The organism is Nocardia inohanensis NBRC 100128, from assembly GCF_001612945.1.
Taxonomy (GTDB): Bacteria; Actinomycetota; Actinomycetes; order Mycobacteriales; family Mycobacteriaceae; genus Nocardia; species Nocardia inohanensis.
In genome coordinates this window covers 610,936-633,702 of the sequence record NZ_BDBK01000002.1, presented here as the reverse complement: position 1 = coordinate 633,702, position 22,767 = coordinate 610,936, and the positions used below count along the sequence as shown (strand labels likewise).

Below are 22,767 nucleotides of genomic sequence, written 5' to 3'. Positions count from 1 at the left end.
CGTCTAATTAACTTCCCCGAAAGCGTTCCGGGCAGCGAGACACCCGTCTAGGCTGCCGTCCCATGAGACAACCGCGGATCGCCGTCGTGGGCGCCGGAATCTCCGGGATCTGCATGGGCATCGCACTCCAGCGGGCCGGATTCACCGATTACACGCTGTTCGAGAAGGGCGCCGACTTCGGCGGCACCTGGCGCGACAACACCTATCCGGGCCTGGTCTGCGATGTGCCCTCGCGGTATTACCAATTCCGGTTCGCCATGAATCCCGAATGGACACAGCTGTATTCGACCGGGCCGGAGATCAAGGACTATCTCGTGCGGGTGGCGCGCGAGCACGGACTGCACACCCGTACGCGGTTCGGCATCGAGGTGACCGCGGCCGCCTACGAGGCCGGGAGCTGGCGCGTCACCACCTCCGACGGCGAGACCCGGGAGTTCGACTTCGTCATGTGCGCCACGGGATTCCTGCATCATCCGAATCGACCGGATATCCCGGGCTTGGGCGAATTCGCCGGGCCCGTGGTGCATTCGGCGCGCTGGGATCACAGCGTGGAGTTGAGCGGTAAGCGGATCGGGGTGATCGGGACCGGGTCCACCGGGACGCAGCTGGTGAGCGCGCTCGCGGGGCAGGTGCCGAAAGTCGTGCTGTTCCAGCGCACTCCGCAATGGATACTGCCCACGGTCAATCGAACGTACCGGCCCCTGTCGAAGGCGATCTACCGGCGGGTGCCCGCCCTGAGCGCGCTGGTCTACGGCGTGCATCGGATGATCTTCGCGGCGTTCTCGCAGGGGCTGGTGCATCCGGGTCGGATCCGCCGCTTCATCCAATGGGTGGTGGCGCGAAACCTCCGGTCGGTCAAGGATCCTGAGCTGCGGGCCAAGCTGACGCCGGACTATCAGGCCATGTGCAAGCGGCTGGTAGTGTCGGACCGGTTCTACGCCGCGGTGCAGCGGCCCGATGTGGAGCTGGTGACCAGCGGCATCGAACGGGTGCGTCCGGACGGGGTGGTGACCGCGGACGGCATCGTCCACGATCTCGACATGCTGGTGCTGGCAACCGGATTCGACTCCCACGCCTTCATGCGGCCGATAGCGATCACCGGCACCGCCGGGCGCACCCTGGACCAGGTCTGGGCCGACGGCCCGCGCGCCTTCGAAGGCGTCATGATGCCGGACTTCCCCAACCTGTTCATGCTGATCGGCCCGCACAGTCCCTTCGCCAACCATCCGCTGACGGCGGTCGCGGAAGCGCAGGCGTCCCGCATCATCGGCTGGCTGAAGCGCTGGCAGGCAGGCGAATTCGGCACCATCGCACCCACCCACGCCGCCACCGACCGCTACAACGCCCGCCTGCGAGCCGCCGCGCCCAGCACCGTCTGGACCACCGGTTGCAAGAGCTGGTACCTGGGCAAGGACGGCCTCCCCGAACTGTGGCCGTGGAGCCCCGGCCGCTACGAGAAGCTCATCCGCAGCGTCCCCGACCCGGCCGACTACCGGCTGGAACGAGCCGAGGTCCGAAAGTGAGTGCCCCCGTGCAGGTTTCCCTGATGCGCGGCCTGTCGCAGGTCGTCGGATGGTGGTCGTTCGGTCCCGCCCCGGACTGGGAAAAGGTCCGCCGCCGGGTGACGGCGGGTACCCGCTTCGTCACCGCGCCCGACGGGGTGACGGTCACCACCGGCACCCTCGGCGGCGTGCCGGCCGAAATCCTCACTCCCCGTTACGCTCCCACCGACTCCGCCATCCTCTATCTGCACGGCGGCGGCTTCGTCAGCGGAGCCCCCGCCATGCTCCGCCCGCTCACCGGCCCATTGGCGGCGGCCACCGGCACCACGATCTACGCCCTCGACTACCGGCTCGCGCCCGAACACCCCTACCCGGCCGCGATCGACGACGTCTTGGCGGCCTATCGCTCCCTGCTGGCTCGCGGCATACCCGCGGAACGCATTGCCGTAGCCGGTGATTCGGCGGGCGGCACCCTCACCTTGAACCTGGCCGAGCGCCTCCGCGCGAAGGGCTGGCCGCAACCCGCCCTGCTCACGATGATCTGCCCGGTCCTGGACTTCACCACCGGTTCCTCGGCCTTCCAGGGTGATTCGAAGCGAGAGCCGCTGCTCACCGGCGCGCTCATGCGGGCCTGCGTGGATGCCTACCTCCCCGGCATGCCGGAATCAGAGCGCCGAGCCCTCTCCCCCGTCCATCGCGACCTCACCGGCCTGCCGCCCATCGTCCTGCAATCCGCCGGAGACGATCTCCTCGCCGGGGACGCGCGCCGCTTCGCTGCCCATGCGGCCGAATCCGGTGCACCACTGCGGCATCGCGAATACCGCGGCCTGTGGCACGTCTTCCACGCCATGCCCATGAAACCGGCCCGCGAAGCCATCGCCGACCTGGCGAAGCCACTCACCGAGGCCCTGTACGGCCACCACACCGGCCACCGCTCAGGGGACTGAGGACACGCGAGTGTGAGCAGAAATCCCACATCTCATCCAGCTGCGCACCGGGCTCATGTGCCGGGCCACTCCCCCCGCTCCCCGTGTCGTATCTAGGACAGCAGCCGGTGCGCGGCGCCGATTGCCATGTCGCGCACCAGCTTCGCAGGCTGCTCCAGCATGCACAGGCTGGTGAGGGCGGCCAGCATCACCTGGCCCAGCAGATAGGCCATGTCGGCGCGCTCCTCGGCGGGAAGGCCATCGCCCATGATCTGGTCGAAGCGCTCCAGCATGATCGCGTACAGGGCGCGGCGTTCCCGGTCGGCAGTGCGATCGCCGGAGATGATGGCGGAGACCATGGCGGACATGAGCGGCAGTTCGGCGGCCGAGTGGTCGATGACGGCCGCCATGAGTTCGGCCATTTGCTCGGCAGCCGACCCGCCTGCGACCCGGATCCCGCCGCGCGCTTGCTCTTCGGCGATTTCCCGCGCCCACTCCACCCCGGCGGCGGTGAGCAGCTGATCCTTGCTGCCGAAGTACCGATACACGGTGGCCCGCGCCAGCTGCGCGTGATCGGCGACGGCATGCATGGTCACCGCCCCGTACCCACCGGCGCTCGCCAATTCGCGCGCCGCGATCAGCAGCCGCTGCCGCCGTTCCCGCTGACTGCTCGACAGCGGGTGCACGGTGGTGAAAGTGGCCGGAAGGGCACGCGTTGACATGGCCTCATTGTGGCGCAAGCGGGTGGCGGCCCTCATCGGCCACCCGGTGCGGCACCGCGAATTGCGCTCTGGCAGGCGGGATTCGCGGTGTTCGGGCGAGTGCTGGGGCAGGTGGGCTGTCGACAATTCGCCGGGCACCGGCGTCCCTGTCAGGCGAAGGCGCGGGCCAGAATCGGCGCGACGAACTCCTCCAGCATGGCGCGTTCCTCGTCGGCGTCGCGGCCGGGCGCGGCCAGCAGCGACACGATGATGCGGGTCAGCCAGCGGGCCAGGCGGCCGCGTTCGAGGTCGCCCAGCCCGGCCGGGGTGAAGAGGCTGGTCGCCAGGGATTCGATGACATCGGAGTCCTGGCTGATCTCGCCGGCGGGTCCGGCTTCCCCGGCCCGGAACCAGGCGATGAGCATGGGGTCGGCGCGCACTTCGCGCACCGCCGCCAGCATGGCTTCGACGATTTGCTGCGCCGGATCGGGTATCTCCCCGACCTCCGCCGCCACCCGGGCGGCGATGCGGCGGCTCTCGCGGTGCACGAAGGCCAGCCGCACGGCCTGCCGATTGTCGAAGTAGCGGTACAGCGTGGCCCGCGAGCAACCGGCCGCCTTGGCGATATCGCCCATGCCGACGCTGGTCACGCCGCGTTCGGCGAACAGCCCGGCGGCGGCGTCGAGAATCCGCTCGGCCGCCAGGTCGGCTCGGTCGGTCGCCAGCCAATCGCGGGTCATGCACTGTCCCTTCGGTATTCGCGGTCATCCCGCCCGGATGGGCTCAGGCGGTCACGTGGAACGGGACCGACTTGGGCCAGCGGACGTAATTTCCGTCCGACCAGACTACGTCGGCGAGATCGACGGTGAACTCCGGACAGCGCGCCAGCAATTCCTCCAGTGCGACCCGGGCCTGCATGCGGGCGGCGGCCGCGCCCAGGCAGTGGTGATGGCCGTGGCTGAAGGTCATGATCTGCTTGGGATTGCGCAGCACGTCGAGTTGTTCGGCGGTGGGGCCGTATTCGCGTTCGTCGTGATTGGCCGACGCGTAGAGCAGCAGCACGCGGCGACCGGCGGGGATGACGGTGTCGTGCAACTCCACGTCGCGGGTGGCGGTGCGGGCCAGGCCCTGCACCGGTGAGGTCATGCGCAGGAATTCCTCGACGGCGACGGTGATGCGGCTCGGATCCTCGACCAGCAGCCGGCGCTGATCGGGGTTGGCGCTGAGCAATTGCACCGCGCCGCCGAGGTTTCCGGTGGTGGTGTCATTGCCGCCGGTGATCATGGTGAAGGCGAAGCCGAGCATGGCGAGCAGGCCGTCGGTGTCGCCGTCGGCACCGATGCCGGAGGCCAGCATGTGCGAGATGGTGTCGTCGCCGGGTTCGTCGCGGCGGCGTTCGATCAATTGCGTGAAATAGCCTGCCATTTCGCCGATCACGGCCATCACATCGGAGCTGGCCTTGCTGATGTCGCCGCTGGAGATGGCGCCGCCGACGATGGCGAAGGTCCATTCGTCGAACTTGGCGCGATCGGCCTCCGGCACCCCGAGATAGTGGGCGACCACCATGGTCGGCAGCGGCTTCAGCAGTTCGGCGACGATGTCCCCGCCGCCGTCCGCCTTCAGCTTCTCGATGCGTTCGACGACGAACTTCCGGACCGCCGGCTCCACCGAATTCACCTGTCGCGGTGTGAATCCCGGGGAGACGCGGCGGCGGAAGTCGGTGTGTTCGGGCGGGTCCATGAAGACGAAGGGCCGCAGCATGCCGCCGCCGATGGCATCCATGCCGATGTAGTCGAGGGTGAGGCCGGAGGCCGAGGAGAAGGTCTGCGGGTCGCGGGCGGCCGCGTAGACGTCGGCGTGCCGGGACAGCACGAAGTAGTCGTCGGATTCGCGGCCTTCGGGGACCACATGGTGGACCGGATCGTGCTCGCGCAGTGCGGAATACATGGGCCAGGGATCACGCCAGGTTGCGCCGGAGCGTGGTTCGAACCGGACCGCATGAGACGCCGTTGAACTCATGCATCGACGGTAAGACAAATATCCGATATTGTCTAGAACAGGTTTCAGTCTTGACCTCGGACCAGCTGGAAGGTGAATTCGCTGTCGCCGATCCGCAGCCGCGCGCCATCGGCCAGAATCGCGCTGTCCACCACCCGGATTCCATCCACGAACACCCCGTTCGAGGAGCTCAGATCCTTGAGTACGTAGGTGAGCCCGTTATCGACCACCAGCGCGTGATGGCGGCTCACCCGGCCGTCGGCCAAGGCGATGTCGTTGTCGGAGAGCCGGCCGATCCGGGTGACGGTGCCGACGATGGGGAACACCTGCCCGTCGCGGCCGCGCAGCATCGCCTGCGGTTCATGCCAGCTGCGATCGACGATGGTGGTGGCGCGGGTCGCCGACGCGGCGCCGGCCGCACGGATACTGAGCGAATCCTGGCGCAGGATACGGGCTTCCAGCTCCCGGATGCGCGGACCCGGGTCGATGCCGAGTTCGTCGGCGAGCACCGCGCGCAGGCGGCGGGCGGCATCCAGGGCGTCGGACTGGCGGCCGGCCAGGTAGAGCGCGGTGATCAACTGCTCCCACAGCGATTCCCGCAGCGGGTGATCGCGGACCAGCAGGGTGAGTTCGGAGACCACGGCATCGGCGCGGCCCTGGGCGATATCGGCCTCGGCGCGGGCTTCGATGACGCCGATCCGCTCATCGTCCAGGGCCACCGCGTAGGCGTCGGCGAAACCCAGGCCGCGCAGGTCGGACAGGACGGGGCCGCGCCATTGCGCGAGAGCGTCGGAGAGGGCTTCGGCGGCCGCGGCGAAACGTCCGGCGGCCAGGGCGCGCAGGCCGTTCTCGCGGCGGATGCGGAAGCGGAAGACATCGCAGGCGGCGTCATCCATCACGATGCGATAGCCGGTTCCCATGTGCTGCAACATGTTCCGGGCATCGATGCCGCCGTCGCGCAGGGGTTTGCGCAGGTTGGAGACGATGGCGTGCAGGCTGACCCGGACGTCGGGCGGCTGGTTCTCCTCCCAGACGGCGGCGGCCAGCGCATCTACAGATACCGGACGGTTGGCATGAATTGCCAGGTAGGCCAGCACCGCCCGCTGTTTGGGTCCGCCCAGCTGCTGCGCCACGCCATCGATGGTGAGCTCCACCGGACCCAGCACCCCCACCTGCGCCCGCACCTCAGCCATCGGCAACTCCTCACCATCGCCCCCGGTCCGACCTCCGCCACTGTAACTTCCCGGCAGGCCCCTCGCCCCCCGGTTTCACGGCAGTAGTCGCTGCTCCTTGGCCACCGCCACGGCGGCCGCCCGCGTCTCCACCGAGAGTTTGTCGTAGATGCGGGCCAGGTGGGTCTTCACGGTGGCCTCGCTGATGTGCAGGGCGCGGGCGATCTCGCGATTGCCGAGACCGTGCGCGAGCTGGGCGAGAATATCGAGTTCGCGCGGGGTGAGGGTGGGGCGCGGGCGGCGCATCTGGGTCATGACGCGGTCGGCCACCGGCGGGGACAGGGCGGTACGGCCTTGGGCGGCAGCGTGAATGGCGGCGAAGAGCTCCTCGGGGCGTTCGGCCTTCAGCAGATAGCCGGTGGCTCCGGCGGCGATCGCGCGGGTGATGTCGGCGTCGGTGTCGAAAGTGGTCAGCACCAGCACGTACGGCGGATTCGGTAACGCACAGATTCGCCGGGTCGCCTCGATGCCGTCCATATCCGAGCCGAGTTGCAGGTCCATCAGCACCACATCGGGTGCCACGGTTCCGGCCAGCGCCACCGCCTCGCCGCCGCTACCGGCCTCGCCCACCACCTCGATCCCAGGCGCGCTCGAGAGCAGCGCCAGCAGGCCCGCGCGCACCACGGCGTGGTCATCGCAGATCACCAGGCGCACAGTGGTTTCCGGTGTGCTCACGCTTCCTCCAATGGAACGACGGCCGACAGGACGGTGCCCTCCCCCGGCACGGATTCGATGGTGAGCCGGCCACCCAACTGCCGCAGCCGCGCTCGCATGGCGGGCAGGCCGTGACCGCGCTGCTCACCGCTCACCGTCGCGGCGGGATCGAAACCGCTGCCGTCATCGGCGATATCGAGCACCACCTGATCGCCCAGATAGGTCAGCGTCAAGGTCACCGTGTTCGCCGCCGCATGCTCCCGCGCGTTCGCCAGCGCCCCCTGTGCGATACGCAGCAATGCCGCCTCCACCTGGCTCGGCAGCGCACCCGGATCGCCATCCACGTGCACTCGGACCACCGGTGCGGCGGCCGCTGATTCCCCTGTCGCGGCGGTCGTCTCGGGCGTCGCCGCTTTTCGGTGGGGCGCAGTAGGTTCTCCGCTTACAGCCCCGAGATCCGCATCGCGGGTGGCCGGCGGGTCCGACTGGGCGGCAAAGTAATTCGTGTGCCGATCCGATATCGAGGTCTCGCGCTGGGCCAAGGCGCGCAGGGCGGCGGGCAGGGAACCGCCGGCGGCGAGATCGGCGGGGGCGAGATCGTGGACGAAACGGCGGGCCTCGGTGAGGTTCTGCTCGGCGACGGCCGCGGCGGTGCGGATGTGGGTGCGGGCGCGCGCGGGGTCGGTGTCCCAGATGCGGTCGGCGGCTTGCAGCAGCATGCGCTGACTGGACAGGCCCTGGGCCAGGGTGTCGTGGATCTCCATGGCCAGGCGCTGGCGTTCGGCCAGCGTGCCCGCGCGGCGTTCGGTGGCGGCGAGTTCGCGGCGGGTGGCGCGCAGATCGGCGATGAGCGCGGCCTGCTGTTCGGTCTGGCGGCGCATGCCGACGAACAGGGCGGTGCTGATGGCCGCCACCGCCGGGGGTGCGAGCAGCAGATTCGGGTCCGCCCATCCGGCCAGGCGCGCCTGGGTGATGACGATCAACGCGGTCGAGGCCGTGACCAGGGCGAGGGCGGCGCGCAGCGGAAGAATCCGCAATCCGGTGTACAGCAGCGGCACGGCGCACCAGGCGAAGCTGGGTGCGAGCAGCACCAGCACCACCCATGTGCCCACCAGCAGTGCGAACCACAGGATGCGGCGTGACCCGCGCAGTTCGCTGACCACGTACAGCACCGCCAGTACGACGGCCAGCACCAATACCCAAGGGGCGCGCGGACTGTCGTGATGCCGCAGGAAATAGCGCAGCACCGAGGCCGCCAGCAACACGTAGAACGCGCAATGCACGATGGTGCCGAGCAATCGGGAATCGGCGTGCTCCCGCTCGTCTACCGTCACCCGGTCACCTCCTCTGACACGTTCAGCTGGGCAAACACTGTCATTCTGCCGCCCTTTCGCGGCGCGCGTATCAGCCGATCGGCTGATACCGGGGTCCGCCATCTCGCGCGCCACGACCACCCGGTGAGCCGATGGCAAACCGCCCGCATCGCACCAGGATCGATGGTGCACCGGTTGCGAACCGCACCCGGCCCGGCTCGCCGGAGACCGGGCCCCGCCCGATATCGCGGCGCGGGCCGAACTGCCGCCGCACATGCAGATCCGCACTCCCGACCGGAGTGCACGCCGAATCGAAGGAGCACGCCATGTCCGAAATCAAGCTGGCGAAGTCGACCCGTACTCGCCTCATCATCGGCGGCGCGGCCGTGGCCGTGGTGGCCGCCGGCGCGATCGGCGTGGTGTCGGTGAACGCCCAGAATCCGGATCCGGGTGCGCGCACCCCGGTGGTGGCCGATGCCGCCGACGCCAATCTGACGACCAGCACCCATCTCTCGATCTCCGCCGCCACCAAGGCCGCCCAGGCCGCCCTCGATGCCGCGGTGAAGGAGAACCAGCACGTCACGGTGGCTGTCGTGGACCGCAACGGCAATACCGTCGTGGTGCTGCGCGGCGACGGCGCGGGCCCGCAGTCCTACGATTCCGCCCAGCAGAAGGCGTACACCGCCGTCTCCTGGAACGCCACCACCTCCACCCTCGCGAAGCGCCTGGACTCGGCTCCGCATCTGGCCGATATCCCCGGCACCCTCTTCCTCGCGGGCGGCGCACCCGTCGATGCGAAGGGTGGCGCGCCGATCGCCGGGATCGGCGTGGCGGGTGCGCCCAGCGGGGACCTCGACGAAAAATTCGCCCAGGCGGGCGTAGCGGCGCTTGCCGGTTGATCCCGCAACCGCGCTCCGTCGCGGTACCAACCCAGTTCGCTCGTCCTCGTACTCAGGGGGTCAGGCGGTAGACGGCCATATTGCCGATGACGGTTTCGGGGTAGTTGGCCTTGACCCAGGCGGTGATTCGAGCCGAGGTCGACTGGTCTTCTTCGCGGCGTTGCTCTTCCGGGCCGCCGGTGGGGTTGGCGGACGGCTGTCCGGCGGTTTCGGCTTCGCCACCCTGTTGGTTCTGCTGGCGCTGGCGGACGAGGAAGTAGCCGATCTCACGGTCGGCTACGTATTGCTGGAATTGTTCGAGGGTGGGGAAATCGTCGCGGCCGCTGAAGCCGCCTACGGCGAGTAGCGGTGCACCGGTTTGCAATTCGAGGGCGCTGACATCGGAGGCGCCGACCGCGGCCGCGGCCCAGCGGGTTCCGGCGGTGGTGATCAATTCGGAGATTTGCGGGTCGAGTGGGGTGTTGCCGAGGCGGGTGGGCGTGCGGCTGTTGCGCGGCGGACCGGCCACCGGGCTGCCGCCGGAGTGCGGCTGGGCGACGGTCTCCACCGCGTAGGCGGTAGGCGCGACGAGTACGGAAAGCAGTGCGGCTGCGGCGATTACGCGAGTGGCGCGGCGCGATCTGGACGGCAGCAGCAGGAATGCGGCGGCGGCTATCGCGGCGGCGAGTACCGCCCAGCGGAGGGTGGGGAGCCAGTCCGGGGTGCGGCGGAGCAGGACGAAGGCCCAGCCGCCGGTGAGGACGAGCGTCGCCGCGAGGGTGGCGCGGGCGGCGGGATGTGCACGGCGCGACCACAATTGGGTTGCGCCGATCGCCACCAGGGCGGCCATCGCGGGGGCGAGGGCGATCGAGTAGTACGAATGGAAGCTGCGGCTCATGGTGCTGAGCACCAGCGCGGTGACCAGCAGCCAGCCGCCCCAGAGCAGCAGGGCGGCACGGACGCGGTCGGTGCGGGCGGCGCGACGGGTGAGCCAGAGGCCGGCGAGCAAGGCGATGACGGCGGCGGGCAGCAGCCAGGAGAATTCGGTGCCGAGTTCACCGGTGAAGAGCCGGGTAACACCGGGCTTGCTGCCGAATCCCGCCATGCCGCGCGGGAATTGACCGCCCCCGGTCGAAGGGAGTTCGCCACCGGTCGCAGGAACGCCACCGCCGGTCGCGGGGGCAGCGCTGTCGGTCGGGGAGATGCCATTGCCGGTCGCGGGCTGGTAGTTGGGCATACCGCCGCGGCCGTTGTTGCCGAGGATGCGGCCGACACCGTTGTAGTCGACCGCGAGTTCCCACAGGCTGTTGGTGGTGGATCCACCGATGTAGGGCCGGGACCCGGCGGGCCACAACGCGACCAGGGCGACGTACCAGCCGGATGAAATCACCAGCGCCGCTGCCGCGGTCAGCAATTGCTTGATGCGCAGACCGACCCCGCCCGCACCCGCTACGAGTACCACCAGGCCCAGGCCGGGCAGGATCAGGAACGCCTGCATCATCTTGGTCAGGAAGCCGAAACCCATGAGCACACCGGCCGCGACCAGCCAGCCGGTGCTCGCCGACCACCACTTCGCGCCCTCGGCAGCCACGGCCCGGACCGTGCAGTACGCGGCCGCGACGAGCAGCAGCATCAGCATGGCATCGGGGTTGTCGTAGCGAAACATCAAGGCCGCCACCGGGGTAACCGCGAAGGCGATACCGGCGAGCAGGCCCGCGGCCGGTCCCGCCCATCGGCGCACGCTCGCCACCAGCAGGCCGACCGCCGCCACGCCCATGAGCGCTTCGGGCACCAGCATCGACCACGAGTTGAAGCCGAATACGCGCCCGGACACCCCCATCACCCACATGGCGACGGGCGGTTTGTCGACGGTGATGGCGTTCTGCGAGTCCAGGGACGCGAAGAGCAATGCCTTCCAGCTCTGCGTCCCGGCTTGCACCGCCGCCGCGTAGTACTGGTTCGTCCAACCCGCCCCGCCGAGGCCCCACAGATACAGCACCGCGGTGCTCACCAGTAGCGCGAGCGTGGCCGGCCGCTCCCAGCGCGGATGGCCGGGCGGCCCGGAAAACCATCCCGCCCAACGTGACACCCCATCCGCCCGGTGCGGCAGCGCCTCATCCGAAACACCGGTCATGGCCGTCATCCGCAACCCTTTCCGCCGACCCACTCCGCTACCCGACTCGCGGAGCCTAGGGCCGGCGAATGCGATCTTCCTGCGCCTCGGCTGGGAGTTCGCTGGGAACCCGGACATGACGACGCCGCGGCAAGCTTCAGCTCGCCGCGGCGTGAAAGCCCTTGCGGGAACGGGACTCAGTGGTGGGCGGTGGCCAGGGTGAAGGCGGCGGTGCGGACGACATCACCGTGCTTGAAATCGAGGAAGAGACGGTAGGTGCCGGGACCGGGAACCACGGTGTGGAAGGTGATGTCCGGGCCGGGCGCGGTAATGCCGTCGCCGGGTTCGCCGTTCGGGTGGACGTGCACGTAGGCGAGGTCACCGGCACGCAGGGTGACCAGGTGGCCGAAGGCGGCGAGGTAGGGCTGGAGGTCGGTGACCGGCTCGCCGTTCTTGCGGACGGTGAGGGTGAGCAGCCGGCCTTCGCCCGCGACGAGATCGCCGTCGAGGGTCACCTCGTAGTCGTCCACGATCGCGGTGCGGTCGGCGGCCGGAACGGGCCGCGGGTCGTACTCGCCGGGGATGGCGAAGTCGGCGCCGAGGGTGATGGTCTTGCCGAGCGCGGTCGGCGCGATATCGGTGAAGGCGCGGTAGGCGCCCGCGGCCGGCAGGTTCAGCGTGACCTGCCAGGTGCCGTCGGCGGCGAGTTCCGGGTGTACATGCCAGAAGCCGGTGAGCTCGCGCTGCACGACGATCAGATGCAGGCGGCGATCGTGGATGTCGTCGTACGCGGTGACGGGCTGGCCGTCCGGGCCGAGGATCCGGAAGCGGAAGTCGATTTCGCCTGCGGCGGTGATGGTTTCGGCCAGGTCGAGGGTGTAACCGTCCTGGGTGACCTGCAACCCGCCGGGAAGCCCGCCCCCGTGCGCGGCGTGACCGGCGTGCGCGCCGTGGGCGGCGTGCGCGGCATGTCCGGCGTGCGCGCCGTGGCCCGCACGGTCGCCATGCGCAGCGTGTTCGCCATGCGCAGCGTGATCGGCGTGCGCAATGTGATCGCCGTGGGCCGCGTGGTCGATATGTGCCGCATGCTTGCCGTGCGCGGCGTGGGCCGCATGGTCGGCGTGCGCCGCGTGATCACCATGACCGGCGTGTGTGTGGTCGCCGTGGGTGGCAGCCGGGGTGGCATTGTGGGTGGTGTGTGCGTTGGTGGTCATTGCCCCAGCCTCTTTCGGTGATCTTGTTCGTTGCCTGACACCGAGAAAGTTAATACCCCCCAGGGGTATACGCAACCCTTGCGGCTGTGAAGCACGTCACCGGGGTTCGGATCACGTTGACGGCAACCGTCGTCACCACCCGTCCGTTCGAGGATCGTCGAACCCATGGCGAGCGAGAGTGCTGATCGGACAACCCTGTTCGCGGTAGGTATCGAACTGGACGGTGCGGCCTTTCACCCCGCAGACACCTTGCGAAAACGGGTGCACGCCGCGGAGAACGCGGGCTTCACCTTCGCGACCTTCGACGATTCCCTGGCACCCGCGGTTGCCGTCCCGGGCGGCCGGATCGACGCCGTCACCCGCGCGGCTTTCGTCGCACCCCGGACCAGCACCCTGGGCCTGGTCCCGGTGGCCGCACCCACCTATGCCGAGCCCTTCCACCTCTCCTCACAGCTCGCGACCCTCGATTACGCCTCGCGCGGCCGAGCGGGCTGGCTGGCCGCCGACGATCCCGCCACCGCCCGCGCCTGGGGTGCGCGAGAGCTGCGCACCGAGGACGAAATCCGCCGGGAGCGAGTCGATTCCATCGAGGTGGCGCGGCGGCTCTGGGACTCCTGGGAGGACGACGCGGTGGTGCGCGACTACGCCGCCGGCAAATTCCTGAACCGCGACAAACTGCACTATGCCGATTTCATCGGCGCGTCCTTCGCGGTGAAGGGCCCGGCCATCGTGCCCCGTCCGCCGCAGGGGCAGGTCGTCGTCTTCGCCTACGAGACAACGGGTTCCGATGGCGTCGATGTCGCACTGGTGAGCGGCGCGACGGTGCCGGATGCCCTGGCCGCGGTGGATCAGGCACGCACCTCCGGCGTCCCCCGGGTGCTGGTCGATATCGACATCGCGTTGGTCGACTCCCCGCCGCCTTCGAATTCTACTGCACGCCTGCACTTCTCGGGCTCGACGGCCGACCTCACCACCCTGCTGACCGATCTCGCCGCCCGCGCCGACGGCGTGCGCCTGCATCCGGCCGCCATCGACGAGGACCTTCCGGCGTTGTCCCGCTACGTGCTTCCCGCCCTGCTGCGTTCCGGCCTGGCGCACCGCCCGGTCCCCGGTTCGACCCTGCGCGCCAACCTCGGTCTCCCCCGCCCCGTCAATCGTTTCGCCAAGGAGCTCAACCGATGACCGAGGTCCCGTTCCCGCGCGCCCAGGTGCATTTCGGCGTCTTCTTCCAGGGCGTCAATCACTCCACCATCTGGTCGGATCCGAGCAGCGGTTCGCAGATCGATTTCGAGACCTTCCGCCGCGTCGCCACCACCGCCGAGCGCGGCCTGTTCGACGCCTTCTTCCTGGGCGAGGGGCTGCGCCTGCGCGAACAGGACGGGCAGCTGCTCGATACCGATATCGCGGGCCGCCCGGATGCCATCACCCAACTGGCGGCGCTGGCGGGCATCACCTCCCGGATCGGCCTGGTGGCCACGCAGAACACCACCTACAACGAGCCCGCCGATCTGGCCCGGCGGCTGGCCTCACTGGATGTGCTCTCCGGCGGCCGGGCCGGTTGGAACGCCGTCACCACCGACAATGCCTGGACGGGTGAGAATTTCCGGCGCGGCGGGTTCCTGGATCACGCGCTGCGATACGAGCGCGCGGCCGAATTCCTGAGTGCCGCCAGGGAAATCTGGGATGCCTGGGACCAGGACTCCGGTACCGCGCGCACCGTCGAACGCGAGACGGCGCACTTCCGGTTCGCCGCCACCCCGACGGTGCCGCGCAGCGCCCAAGGCCATCCGGTGATCTTCCAGGCCGGCGTCTCGCCCGCCGGACGCGATTTCGCGGCCGCGCACGCCGAAGTCATCTTCTCCCCCTTCGGAACCCACTTCGAACCCGCCCGCGAATTCGCGACCGATATCCGCACTCGCCTGGTCGCCGCCGGTCGTCCCGCCGACGACATTCGCATCCTGCCCGGCACCCAGATCGTGCTGGCGGAGAACGAATCCGAGGTGGCGGAGAAGAAGCGCTGGGTGCTGGAGAACCAGATCACCGGCGCGACCGCGCTGTCGCTGGCCGGTCAGGTGTGGGGCAAGGACCTCTCCCACCTCGATCCCGATGGTCCGCTGCCGTCGGAAGACCCTGAACCGGCCAAGATTTCGGGCACCCGCGGCGCGCAACGCGACGGCCAGGATCGGGCCGCCATCGCCGCGCAATGGCGGGAACTGGCCGAGACCAAGCGGCTCTCGCTGCGTCAGGTCGCCGTGGAGACCACCGCCCGTTTCGGCTTCGCGGGCACTCCGGGACAGGTCGCCGACGAGCTCACCCGCTGGGTCCGGCACGGCGCGAGCGACGGCTTCAACATCACCCCGTACCTGGTGCCCACCGGCCTGGACGAAATCGTCGAACTGCTGATTCCCGAACTCCAGGACCGGGGTTCGTACCGTACGAGCTACCTCGGCGCGACCCTCCGCGATCACCTGGACCTACGCCCACCCCTCAGCCGCCGGTGAGCTCCGGCAATTCGGGCAACTCACCGGTGGCGTACCGGGCGTAGGTCTGCACCGGCGTCACCGTGATGACATCCGCGACCGCCACCAATTCGGCCGGCACCAGCCCGCGCTCGAAATGCTCGACGCTGGGCACGATCACGGCTTCGAGGGAGAGCCGGGAAACCAGCATGCGCAGCCGGTGCAGCGGGCGATCGGTGAGCGGGCCGAACACCACCGTCTTGCGCAGGTCGTAGCCCAGCCGCTGCGCCACCCCGCGGATCTGCGCTTCGTCCCACTCCTGCCGAGCCCCGGAAATGTCGCTCCGCAACCATCCGATGGCATTCGGTTCCGTTGTCATGGCTAATCCTCGAGCAGGTCCGCGGCCGAAGTCGGTCGCCGACTTCAACGTTCATCCATGGCACGCGATCGATCGATGGCGTGCGGTGGGGAAATTAGTGGGCAATCGAGGGTCATGGCGGCGCGGCAAATCCCTGGAAGACCTATTCTCGGAAGAGGTCCAGCAAGAGGAGCCGCAAGCCGTGACCGGTCGTAATGAGCTGCTCGTCGAAGCTCGGCTGCGCATGGAGTCACCCGGATCGCCCGGCCGATCGATGACCCGCCGGGAGTTGGCGGACGCCGTCAACGACCATGTGCTGCGGTCCACCGGCAAGCGCGGCGCGGTCGACGAACGGCATGTCGGCAAGTGGGAGCGAGGCGAAACGACATGGCCCAGAAGGCATTACCGGGCCGCCCTGCGCGCGGTCCTGAACGTGACCACCGATGCCGATCTCGGTTTCAGCGCCGGCCTTCCGACAGCGGATGACGAGCGCGTGAACCGCAAGCAGTTCCTCTCCAGCGCACTCGTGGTGACCACGAACGCGGTGCTGGCCAATGCCGCGCCCACCGAGACCGAACTGATCGACACCATGGCCGGGCCGACCGCCAACTACCGGCGGATGGAGTCCTCGGTGCCGTCGGATCGGCTGGCGCCGGTGGTGGACGCGCACCTGAATCTGGTGACCGGGGTGGTGCGGGACCGGTTGCGCACCTCCGGCGGCTTCCGGGTGCTCTCCGAGATCGCCGGGCTGGCAGCGTGGTTGGCGGCCGATCGCGGGGACGACGCGGCGGCGCGGCGGCGGTATGTGGAGGCCATCCGGCATGCGGAGCGGACGCATCACCCGCTGCTGGTGTCGTATATGACGGCGAGCCTGGGGCATTACGCGGTGGAGATGGGGGACGGGCGCGCCGGACTGGTGCTGTTGCGCACCGCCGCCGGCCAATTGGGCCGGGACGCGCCGGACAGCGCGACGGCCTGGCTGACCTCGCTGCTGGCCATCGCCCATGCCGCGACCGGGGACCGGCAGAACGCCCTCGCGGCCTTGCGGCGGGCCGAGCGATTGGTGGAACGACAGCGCGGAGAACCGCGGTGGCCGTGGGTTTTCGCCTTCGACGCGCGGAAGGCGGCGCGGTATCAAGCCAGCGCGCTGACGCGGCTCGGCGACAATCGCGCCGCGCACCTGGCCTTCGAACTCGCCGACAGTGCGCTGACCGCCGAGAAACCGCGAGCGCTGGCCAAGGTGGAGCATGCGCAGGTGCTGGCGCGCAGCGGCGATATCGAGGGCGGGTGCACGCTCGCCGCCGAGGCGCTCACAGTCGGGCTGGCCTATCACAGTGAGCGAATCACCCGCACCGCCAGGGCATTCCGGGCCGGGCTGCCCGCGCGTACCGTCGAGGCCAGGGCGCTGGACGACGCCCTCGCCACGCTGTACGGACGAGATGAGCAATGACGCGCATCGCCATCACCGGACATCGCGGATTGCCCGCGCCGACGCTCGCATCGATCGATGCCGCGCTGCGCGCCGAGGTCTCCGGCCGGGATACGGGTGACCTGGTGGGCGTGAGTTGCCTTGCGGACGGACCGGATTCGCTGTTCGCGTCGGCGGTACTGGACGCCGGCGGGCGGCTGGAGGTGGTCATTCCGGCGCACGCATATCGCGAGAGCCTGCCCCCCGAACACCATGCCACCTACGATCGGCTGCTCGCCGCGGCAGATTCGGTGACCCAGCTGGAATTCCGGGAATCGGCTCCCGAGGCGCATCAGGCGGGCAGCCTGCGCATGCTCGACGAGGCGGATGAACTGCTCGCGGTATGGGATGGGGAACCGGCGCGCGGGTTCGGCGGCACTGCCGATGTAGTGGCGGCGGCCCGCAGCCGCGGCCTGCCGATCACCCGGATCTGGCCGCCGGGCGCGCAACGGGATTGATCCCGGCCACGTCATCCACCGGGCGGAGGTACGGGTCTTGGGCGTCAGCGACGGGCTGGGCGGCCGCCACCGAGTCGAAGCGCCGCCGCGCCGGGGCCGAAGAAGGCGATCAGCAGCAGGCCGACGCCGAAGGCCGAAGCCGCTTGCCCGCCATTGCCGTACGCGTCCCACCAGCGGTCCGGACTGCCCGCCGCGTGCACGAAGATGTAGGCGTAGGCCATCATTCCCGCCCCGAACAGCCCCGCCGCGAAGGTGTACGCGCCCAGGATCAACAGCACCCCGACGATCAGCTCGAACAATCCCGCCCACCAATAGGGCCATTCGCCGGGCGTGGCCTGCGGGCTCACATTGGGCCAACCGGCCAGCGCGGAAGTACCGGAGAACACGAAGTTCACGCCCAGCACCAAACGCGCCAGCAGCAGTACATAGGGCCGGAGTTCCTGTGCATGACCATCATTGCCCGCCATCAGCTACCTCTCAGCGTCACGAGTTCACCTGGTTCGACGGGTGCACACCGCCGGCTGAGCGATTGTCGCAATCCTGCCGCGAACAGAGCGGGAGGACGCGGTAACGTGCGAGTAGGTGTGAGCCATCCCCCACCGACTTGACCTCAACCATGGTTGAGGAAACAGGATGAGGGAACCCGCGGCCCCGCCCAGCCACGTACACCCCCGAGGACGGGGTCGCGGGATTCCTCCCCGACAGCAGGAGGACGAACATGACGAGTGCGCCCATCGTCGTCGCCATCGACGAATCCGCCGGGTCCGCCGTGGGCTGGGCGGCCCGGACCGCCGCACTGCATCACGCGCCCCTGCATCTGCTGCGCGTACTCGAGGTGACCGCCGCCGAGGGGCTCGGCCTGGGCGGGGTGCTCACCGAATCCGATTACGAACGCCTGGAGGAGCACGGCCGCTGGCTGCTGGAGACCGCCGCGCTCACCGCGGCGACGGCCTCCGCGGAGGTCGCGATCACCACCGAACTCGCCCCGGGCATGGTCGCCCCCACCCTGATGGAACGCTCCGAGAAGGCCCGGATGGTGGTCACCGGCGCCCGCCCCGCCGGCACCCTGCGCCGCGCGCTCCTCGGCTCGGTCAGCTCCGCACTAGCCCGCCGCGCGCACTGCCCAGTCACCGTCATCCGCGACGGCGTGGTGCTCCCGCCCGACACCCCCACCCGCCCGGTGGTGGTCGGCGTGGACGGCACCGCGGTGAGCGAACCGGCCCTGGCCGCCGCCTTCGACGAAGCCGCCGCCCGCGGCGTCGATCTCATCGCGCTGCACGCGGACGGCAACAGCGAAGAGGACGCGGGGAACGAGGATTACGTCCTCGCCGAGAGCCTGGCGGGCTGGCAGGAGCGCTACCCCGAGGTCCGCATCCAACGCGAAGTGGCGCACGACCGCCCCGAACGCTCCCTGCTCGAATGGTCCACCGGCGCACAACTACTCGTGGTCGGCACGCGCGGCCGCGGCGGCTTCGCCGGCAAGGTCTTCGGCTCCACCAGCCAGTCGCTACTGCTGTCGGTGGAGTGCCCGATCATGGTCGTCGGGGGTGAGTGACACGCGGATCGCGAGTTCGGCGAGTACGCGCGCGGCGTCCACGCTGCCCCGAATGCCCGGGAAGGCATTGATATCCACGATCAGCGGCGTCCCGTCCACTTCCAGCAGGTCAACGCCGTAGACCTCCAGATCGAAGACCTCGCCCACCCGCAGCGCGAGGTCCGACCACGGGTGCGGGCCGTCGACCGGCACATCCGGAACCTTCGGCCCCGCGGCCAGTTCCGAGCGGCGGCGGGCGGCGAACACCCGGCCCGCGACCACCCAGAGCTTGTGGTCCCAGCCGTCGCCGGGGACGAAATCCTGTAGTACCACGGGCTCTTCGGGCCAGGCGGCGGCGAGGGCGTGCAGTTGTGCCAGGTCGTCGATGCGGGCCACCAGGTCGTCGCGACGGCTGCGGCGGCTCTTCACCACCAGCGGACGGTCGATGGCGGTGAGCTCGCGCAAGGCGCCCGGCGCGGTGGTATTCGGAAACGGGAGGCCGGCCGCTTCGGCCAAGTGCGCCATACGGATTCGATCCTGGCAGAACTCGGTGGCGGCGGCGGAGTTGAGAACCGGGACGCCGCGTTCTTCGAGAGCACGAGCCAGCGCGATGGCCGCCGGTGTGCGCGCCTTCAGCAGGTAGACGTCCGCGGGGTCGGCGGGTAGGACGGCGTCCGGGTGCAACTGCTCGACGCAATGACCATCGGCGCGCCAGATCCCGGTGGCGGCGGCCAGCAGCGGATGAACCGAATTCCCGGTCAGCAGACCGATTCTCACAGGGCCCGGACCGCCAGCTGCGGATCCACCGGAACCGGCCAGTCCGCGCCCGTCCTGGCCAGCTCGACGATCGCGCGGGCGACGGTGGCCACGGCATCGGGGACCTGCCGGAAGCTCGGAAAGTCGTTGACGTCCACCACGACCGGGCCGTCGGGACCGATCACGATATCGACGCCGAACAGGTCGAGGCCGAACACCTCGCCCACCCGGGCGGCGATGGTGCGCACCTCCCGGCTCAACCGCACCGGGCGATCGGCGGCTCCGGCACCGGCCAGCGGCGAGGTGCGCTCGGTGCCGAACAATTGGCCGCGCACGCTGTAAACCTTCAGGTCCACACCGGAATTCGGCACATACGGCTGCGCGATGTGGACGCCTTCGACCGTGTCCTCGTCGATCATGGCGGCCAAATGCTCGGGCCGCCGGATCAATCGCACGCCCCGGCCGGAACTGCCGTCGGCGGGCTTGACCACCAGGGGATACCGCGCGCCCGAAACCCGCGCCAGATCGCAGAGCCGCGCCGCCGCCCAGGTCGCCGGCACCGGCAGCCCGCTGTCGGCCGCGATCATGGCCGCCTGCACCTTGTCCCGCACGCCCCGAATGGATCTCGCGTCGTTCACCGTGGTCAGGCCGGCCGCCGCGGCCGCCTCCAGCAGCCCCAGCCCCGGTCCGCCCGATACCGTCTTCAATACCCACGCGTCGTGCCGCCCGCGCCGCACCAGCCCGCCCAGATCCAGCAGTTCCGCGCCCGGCCGCACCACATCCACGCGATGCCCCCAGCCGATCAACTGCCGCGCCACGTCCAATGGCATTCCATCGTGGCGATACTGCTCCTCCACCAGGAAGCAGAATCTCATCCGCGCGGCCATAACATCTCCCCGTCCCCGCGGTGTCGTTCACCACTGCGGCCCAAACTTTTTGGCGATTGCCCTGCCAAGATCATCCGTTCTACACCCGAAAGCGCAACAGCGCGCGGGACGCCGGTGCCGGCCGGCGCGCGGCGTGACCGGCGGCCGCGCCGCGCGGAGCGGAAAACGGATGGTTTCTGTCGGACCCCCCAGGAATACTGACGGCGACCCGATGAGTTGAGCGAACAGAACCCGTCTGTACCTATATGGCCGCATGATGGTGGGTTCGGATACTCGCCGTGGGCCACCCGCCGCCCGACCCGCACCTGTACCGGAGGTTTCCGAATGCCCGCCGACCTATCCGTCCGATCACCCGGACGGACGCCGACCGTCATCCGGTTACTGGTGCTCGCGACGTTCGTGGTGATCCTGAACGAGACGATCATGATCAATGCGATCCCGCGGCTGATCACCGATCTGAAGGTCACCGAGAGTGCCGCCCAATGGGTTTCGACCGCGTTCATGCTCACCATGGCGGCGATCATCCCGGTCACCGGATGGTTCCTACAGCGGGTGACCACCCGTCGCGCGTACGCCATCGCCATGGGCGTGTTCATCGCCGGTACCGCGCTGTCGGCGGTCGCCCCCACCTTCGCGGTGCTGCTGCTGGGCCGCGTGGTGCAGGCCGGCGGCACCGCGGTCATGATGCCGCTGTTGATGACCACGCTGATGACCGTGGTCCCGGAGACCGATCGCGGCCGGGTCATGGGCAATGTCACCCTGGCCATTTCGGTGGCTCCGGCCATGGGCCCGGTCATTTCCGGTCTGGTGCTCCAGGTCGGTTCCTGGCGTTGGCTTTTCGTGCTGGTGCTGCCCATCGCGGGTGCGGTGACCTGGCTGGGTCTGCGCAAGCTGGACAATATCGGTGAACCACAGGCCGGTTCCATCGATTGGCTGAGTGTGGCCTTCGCGGCCTTCGGTTTCGGTGGGCTGGTGTACGGCCTGAGCCGCTTCGAATCCGGTGGCGCCGCGCTGCCCGCCCTGCTGGTCGCCGGTGGCGCGGTGCTGATCGCGGTGTTCGCGGCCCGGCAGATCCAGTTGCAGCGCAACGGTTCTCCGCTGCTGGACCTGCGCATCCTGCTCGCCGGCACCTACACCAAGGCGCTGATCCTGATGTCGGTCGCGTTCCTGGCCATGCTCGGTTCGATGATCCTGCTGCCGCTCTACCTACAGATCCTGCGGCACCTGAGCCCGCTCGAGACCGGTCTGCTGGTCATGCCCGGCGGCCTGGCCATGGGCCTGCTCGGTCCCACCGTCGGCAAAATCTTCGACCGTTTCGGCGGCCGCGTGCTGGTCATCCCCGGTTCGATCGGCATCACCGCCGCGCTGGCCGGTTTCACCCAGATCTCGCTCTCCATGCCGTACTGGCAGCTGCTGGCCCTGCACATCCTGCTGATGGTCTCGCTGGCCGCCGCCTTCACCCCCGTCTTCACCCTCGGCCTGGGCGCGCTGCCCGCGCACCTCTACTCGCACGGCAGCTCCATGCTCGGCACCCTCCAGCAGGTGGCCGCCGCTTTCGGCACCGCCCTGGTGGTCACCGTGATGTCCACCCGCCGTAGCCAATTGATCGAATCCGGTAAAGACGCGGTGACCGCGCACCTGGACGGTATGCGCCTGGCCTTCCTGGTCTCGGCCGCCCTGTCCGTCCTGGTGATCGTGATGGCGGTGCTGCTGCCCAACCGCTCCTCCGGCGACCCGCACGGCGCGGTCCACACCGAGGACGAACTGCACACCCCGGAATTGGTCAAGGACTGACCTTCTCGTGCATCGAGGCGGATCCGCACCCGCGGATCCGCCTCGATTCGTCTGTTCACTCGGAGCCTTCGCGGTCCTCCAACCCCACCGCGTCGACCAGTTCCCTGCGGCGATGCTCGAGCTCCGGGTGTTCGTTGCTGAACTCGGCCATGAGACCGGCCAGGCCGTCGGCGATGGCATTGAGCTTCTGCTGGATCGCGGCGTCGCTGCGGCTCTGGGTGTTCTGGAGCAGTGCCACCAGCAGGAAGGTGATGATCGTGGTGGCGGTGTTGATGACCAGTTGCCAGGTGTCGACGCTCGGCAGCACGAAGAAGGTCGGAGCCCAGACCAGCACGAGGATGACGCAGAAGGCGAAGAAGCCCGCCTTCGAGGTCCAGCGGCTCGCGCCGGTGGCGAACCGGTCGAAGATCGACAGCTGGCCGTTGATCTCCGAAGGCATGCGCGGAGTCTTTGCCATCACGGCCTCGATTCGCTCGATGATCGGATCCGGGGGTCGGTTTGGAACTACCCCCGCAATCGATC

22 protein-coding genes are annotated in these 22,767 nt (G+C 69.2%); 9 read left to right on the top strand and 13 right to left on the bottom strand.

Annotated features, from left to right (window positions below; all coding sequences use genetic code 11):
• Positions 1 to 62: 62 nt before the first annotated feature.
• Both NI1_RS09205 and NI1_RS09200 read left to right on the top strand, forming a co-directional pair.
• Positions 63 to 1,523 (top strand): flavin-containing monooxygenase, encoded by a 1,461-nt coding sequence (locus tag NI1_RS09205; protein WP_067816822.1) that lies wholly within the window; start codon positions 63 to 65, stop codon positions 1,521 to 1,523.
• Complete coding sequence (locus tag NI1_RS09200; RefSeq protein WP_067816819.1) at positions 1,520 to 2,449, top strand: alpha/beta hydrolase; 930 nt, start codon at positions 1,520 to 1,522, stop codon at positions 2,447 to 2,449. Before NI1_RS09205 ends, NI1_RS09200 begins: the two co-directional genes overlap by 4 nt.
• Positions 2,450 to 2,541: 92 nt before the next feature.
• Here NI1_RS09200 and NI1_RS09195 read toward each other — a convergent pair whose 3' ends face one another.
• The 6 genes from NI1_RS09195 to NI1_RS09170 all read right to left on the bottom strand — a co-directional run bounded on the left by NI1_RS09195 (position 2,542) and on the right by NI1_RS09170 (position 8,347).
• Positions 2,542 to 3,150, bottom strand: coding sequence for a TetR/AcrR family transcriptional regulator (locus NI1_RS09195; RefSeq protein WP_067818032.1), 609 nt, complete (start codon positions 3,148 to 3,150; stop codon positions 2,542 to 2,544).
• A gap of 149 nt (positions 3,151 to 3,299) precedes the next feature.
• Positions 3,300 to 3,869: a TetR/AcrR family transcriptional regulator gene (locus NI1_RS09190; RefSeq protein WP_067816816.1), complete on the bottom strand. Its 570-nt coding sequence runs from the start codon at positions 3,867 to 3,869 to the stop codon at positions 3,300 to 3,302.
• A 43-nt stretch (positions 3,870 to 3,912) separates the two neighbouring features.
• Positions 3,913 to 5,148 carry a cytochrome P450 gene (locus NI1_RS09185; RefSeq protein WP_084522821.1) on the bottom strand — a complete coding sequence of 412 codons (1,236 nt, stop codon included), beginning with the start codon at positions 5,146 to 5,148 and terminating at the stop codon, positions 3,913 to 3,915.
• Positions 5,149 to 5,192: 44 nt separating this feature from the next.
• A complete protein-coding gene (locus NI1_RS09180) occupies positions 5,193 to 6,320 on the bottom strand; it encodes a BTAD domain-containing putative transcriptional regulator (protein ID WP_067816810.1) in 1,128 nt (375 codons plus the stop codon).
• Positions 6,321 to 6,395: 75 nt separating this feature from the next.
• On the bottom strand, positions 6,396 to 7,034 hold the full coding sequence (locus NI1_RS09175; RefSeq protein ID WP_067816808.1) for a response regulator: 639 nt from the start codon (positions 7,032 to 7,034) through the stop codon (positions 6,396 to 6,398).
• Positions 7,031 to 8,347 carry a sensor histidine kinase gene (locus NI1_RS09170; RefSeq protein ID WP_067816804.1) on the bottom strand — a complete coding sequence of 439 codons (1,317 nt, stop codon included), beginning with the start codon at positions 8,345 to 8,347 and terminating at the stop codon, positions 7,031 to 7,033. The genes NI1_RS09175 and NI1_RS09170 overlap by 4 nt, the downstream gene beginning before the upstream one ends.
• Before the next feature lie 305 nt (positions 8,348 to 8,652).
• On the opposite strand from NI1_RS09170, the gene NI1_RS09165 reads away from it, so the two are divergent.
• The gene (locus tag NI1_RS09165) at positions 8,653 to 9,225 is read left to right on the top strand and encodes a GlcG/HbpS family heme-binding protein (protein WP_218026718.1); all 573 of its coding nucleotides are present in this window, start codon (positions 8,653 to 8,655) and stop codon (positions 9,223 to 9,225) included.
• A gap of 52 nt (positions 9,226 to 9,277) precedes the next feature.
• Here the strand turns inward: NI1_RS09165 and NI1_RS09160 are convergent, their stop codons facing one another.
• Both NI1_RS09160 and NI1_RS09155 read right to left on the bottom strand, forming a co-directional pair.
• Positions 9,278 to 11,347, bottom strand: coding sequence for a glycosyltransferase family 39 protein (locus NI1_RS09160; protein WP_084522819.1), 2,070 nt, complete (start codon positions 11,345 to 11,347; stop codon positions 9,278 to 9,280).
• Positions 11,348 to 11,514: 167 nt separating this feature from the next.
• Positions 11,515 to 12,531 (bottom strand): DUF8832 domain-containing protein, encoded by a 1,017-nt coding sequence (locus NI1_RS09155; protein ID WP_067816802.1) that lies wholly within the window; start codon positions 12,529 to 12,531, stop codon positions 11,515 to 11,517.
• A gap of 165 nt (positions 12,532 to 12,696) precedes the next feature.
• On the opposite strand from NI1_RS09155, the gene NI1_RS09150 reads away from it, so the two are divergent.
• Together NI1_RS09150 and NI1_RS09145 are read left to right on the top strand one after the other, a co-directional pair.
• Entirely contained in the window at positions 12,697 to 13,713 is a 1,017-nt protein-coding gene (locus NI1_RS09150; protein ID WP_067816800.1) for an LLM class flavin-dependent oxidoreductase, read from the top strand.
• Positions 13,710 to 15,032 carry an NtaA/DmoA family FMN-dependent monooxygenase gene (locus NI1_RS09145; RefSeq protein ID WP_067816797.1) on the top strand — a complete coding sequence of 441 codons (1,323 nt, stop codon included), beginning with the start codon at positions 13,710 to 13,712 and terminating at the stop codon, positions 15,030 to 15,032. Before NI1_RS09150 ends, NI1_RS09145 begins: the two co-directional genes overlap by 4 nt.
• Here the strand turns inward: NI1_RS09145 and NI1_RS09140 are convergent.
• The gene (locus NI1_RS09140) at positions 15,019 to 15,369 is read right to left on the bottom strand and encodes a hypothetical protein (RefSeq protein WP_067816794.1); all 351 of its coding nucleotides are present in this window, start codon (positions 15,367 to 15,369) and stop codon (positions 15,019 to 15,021) included. The two genes, NI1_RS09145 and NI1_RS09140, sit on opposite strands and share 14 nt — an antisense overlap.
• Positions 15,370 to 15,550: 181 nt before the next feature.
• Between NI1_RS09140 and NI1_RS09135 the strand changes: the two genes are divergently transcribed.
• Positions 15,551 to 16,798 carry an NsdA family TPR-like regulatory protein gene (locus NI1_RS09135; protein ID WP_218026717.1) on the top strand — a complete coding sequence of 416 codons (1,248 nt, stop codon included), beginning with the start codon at positions 15,551 to 15,553 and terminating at the stop codon, positions 16,796 to 16,798.
• Positions 16,795 to 17,274, top strand: a complete 480-nt coding sequence (locus NI1_RS09130; protein ID WP_174564466.1) for a hypothetical protein — start codon at positions 16,795 to 16,797, stop codon at positions 17,272 to 17,274. Before NI1_RS09135 ends, NI1_RS09130 begins: the two co-directional genes overlap by 4 nt.
• Positions 17,275 to 17,318: 44 nt before the next feature.
• Here the strand turns inward: NI1_RS09130 and NI1_RS09125 are convergent, their stop codons facing one another.
• A complete protein-coding gene (locus NI1_RS09125; RefSeq protein ID WP_067816791.1) occupies positions 17,319 to 17,741 on the bottom strand; it encodes a DoxX family protein in 423 nt (140 codons plus the stop codon).
• Between the two features lie 251 nt (positions 17,742 to 17,992).
• Here NI1_RS09125 and NI1_RS09120 point away from each other — a divergent pair, with 251 nt between their 5' ends.
• Positions 17,993 to 18,829, top strand: coding sequence for a universal stress protein (locus NI1_RS09120; protein ID WP_067816788.1), 837 nt, complete (start codon positions 17,993 to 17,995; stop codon positions 18,827 to 18,829).
• Here the strand turns inward: NI1_RS09120 and NI1_RS09115 are convergent.
• A complete protein-coding gene (locus tag NI1_RS09115; RefSeq protein WP_067816785.1) occupies positions 18,782 to 19,585 on the bottom strand; it encodes an ATP-grasp domain-containing protein in 804 nt (267 codons plus the stop codon). The two genes, NI1_RS09120 and NI1_RS09115, sit on opposite strands and share 48 nt — an antisense overlap.
• Positions 19,582 to 20,451 (bottom strand): ATP-grasp domain-containing protein, encoded by an 870-nt coding sequence (locus tag NI1_RS09110; protein ID WP_218026716.1) that lies wholly within the window; start codon positions 20,449 to 20,451, stop codon positions 19,582 to 19,584. Before NI1_RS09110 ends, NI1_RS09115 begins: the two co-directional genes overlap by 4 nt.
• Before the next feature lie 324 nt (positions 20,452 to 20,775).
• Between NI1_RS09110 and NI1_RS09105 the strand changes: the two genes are divergently transcribed.
• Positions 20,776 to 22,245, top strand: a complete 1,470-nt coding sequence (locus tag NI1_RS09105) for an MDR family MFS transporter (RefSeq protein ID WP_067816782.1) — start codon at positions 20,776 to 20,778, stop codon at positions 22,243 to 22,245.
• A gap of 55 nt (positions 22,246 to 22,300) precedes the next feature.
• On the opposite strand, the gene NI1_RS09100 is transcribed toward NI1_RS09105, so the two are convergent.
• Positions 22,301 to 22,684 (bottom strand): low affinity iron permease family protein, encoded by a 384-nt coding sequence (locus NI1_RS09100; protein WP_067816779.1) that lies wholly within the window; start codon positions 22,682 to 22,684, stop codon positions 22,301 to 22,303.
• Positions 22,685 to 22,767 lie beyond the last annotated feature (83 nt).

Bases quoted from the DNA above. Each gene is read 5' to 3' on its own strand.
- NI1_RS09205 (WP_067816822.1), top strand. From the start codon at position 63: ATGAGACAACCGCGGATCGCCGTCGTGGGCGCCGGAATCTCCGGGATC.
- NI1_RS09195 (WP_067818032.1), bottom strand. From the start codon at position 3,150: ATGTCAACGCGTGCCCTTCCGGCCACTTTCACCACCGTGCACCCGCTG.
- NI1_RS09190 (WP_067816816.1), bottom strand. From the start codon at position 3,869: ATGACCCGCGATTGGCTGGCGACCGACCGAGCCGACCTGGCGGCCGAG.
- NI1_RS09185 (WP_084522821.1), bottom strand. From the start codon at position 5,148: ATGAGTTCAACGGCGTCTCATGCGGTCCGGTTCGAACCACGCTCCGGC.
- NI1_RS09180 (WP_067816810.1), bottom strand. From the start codon at position 6,320: ATGGCTGAGGTGCGGGCGCAGGTGGGGGTGCTGGGTCCGGTGGAGCTC.
- NI1_RS09165 (WP_218026718.1), top strand. From the start codon at position 8,653: ATGTCCGAAATCAAGCTGGCGAAGTCGACCCGTACTCGCCTCATCATC.
- NI1_RS09160 (WP_084522819.1), bottom strand. From the start codon at position 11,347: ATGACGGCCATGACCGGTGTTTCGGATGAGGCGCTGCCGCACCGGGCG.
- NI1_RS09155 (WP_067816802.1), bottom strand. From the start codon at position 12,531: ATGACCACCAACGCACACACCACCCACAATGCCACCCCGGCTGCCACC.
- NI1_RS09150 (WP_067816800.1), top strand. From the start codon at position 12,697: ATGGCGAGCGAGAGTGCTGATCGGACAACCCTGTTCGCGGTAGGTATC.
- NI1_RS09145 (WP_067816797.1), top strand. From the start codon at position 13,710: ATGACCGAGGTCCCGTTCCCGCGCGCCCAGGTGCATTTCGGCGTCTTC.
- NI1_RS09140 (WP_067816794.1), bottom strand. From the start codon at position 15,369: ATGACAACGGAACCGAATGCCATCGGATGGTTGCGGAGCGACATTTCC.
- NI1_RS09130 (WP_174564466.1), top strand. From the start codon at position 16,795: ATGACGCGCATCGCCATCACCGGACATCGCGGATTGCCCGCGCCGACG.
- NI1_RS09125 (WP_067816791.1), bottom strand. From the start codon at position 17,741: ATGGCGGGCAATGATGGTCATGCACAGGAACTCCGGCCCTATGTACTG.
- NI1_RS09120 (WP_067816788.1), top strand. From the start codon at position 17,993: ATGACGAGTGCGCCCATCGTCGTCGCCATCGACGAATCCGCCGGGTCC.
- NI1_RS09110 (WP_218026716.1), bottom strand. From the start codon at position 20,451: ATGGCCGCGCGGATGAGATTCTGCTTCCTGGTGGAGGAGCAGTATCGC.
- NI1_RS09105 (WP_067816782.1), top strand. From the start codon at position 20,776: ATGCCCGCCGACCTATCCGTCCGATCACCCGGACGGACGCCGACCGTC.
- NI1_RS09100 (WP_067816779.1), bottom strand. From the start codon at position 22,684: ATGCCTTCGGAGATCAACGGCCAGCTGTCGATCTTCGACCGGTTCGCC.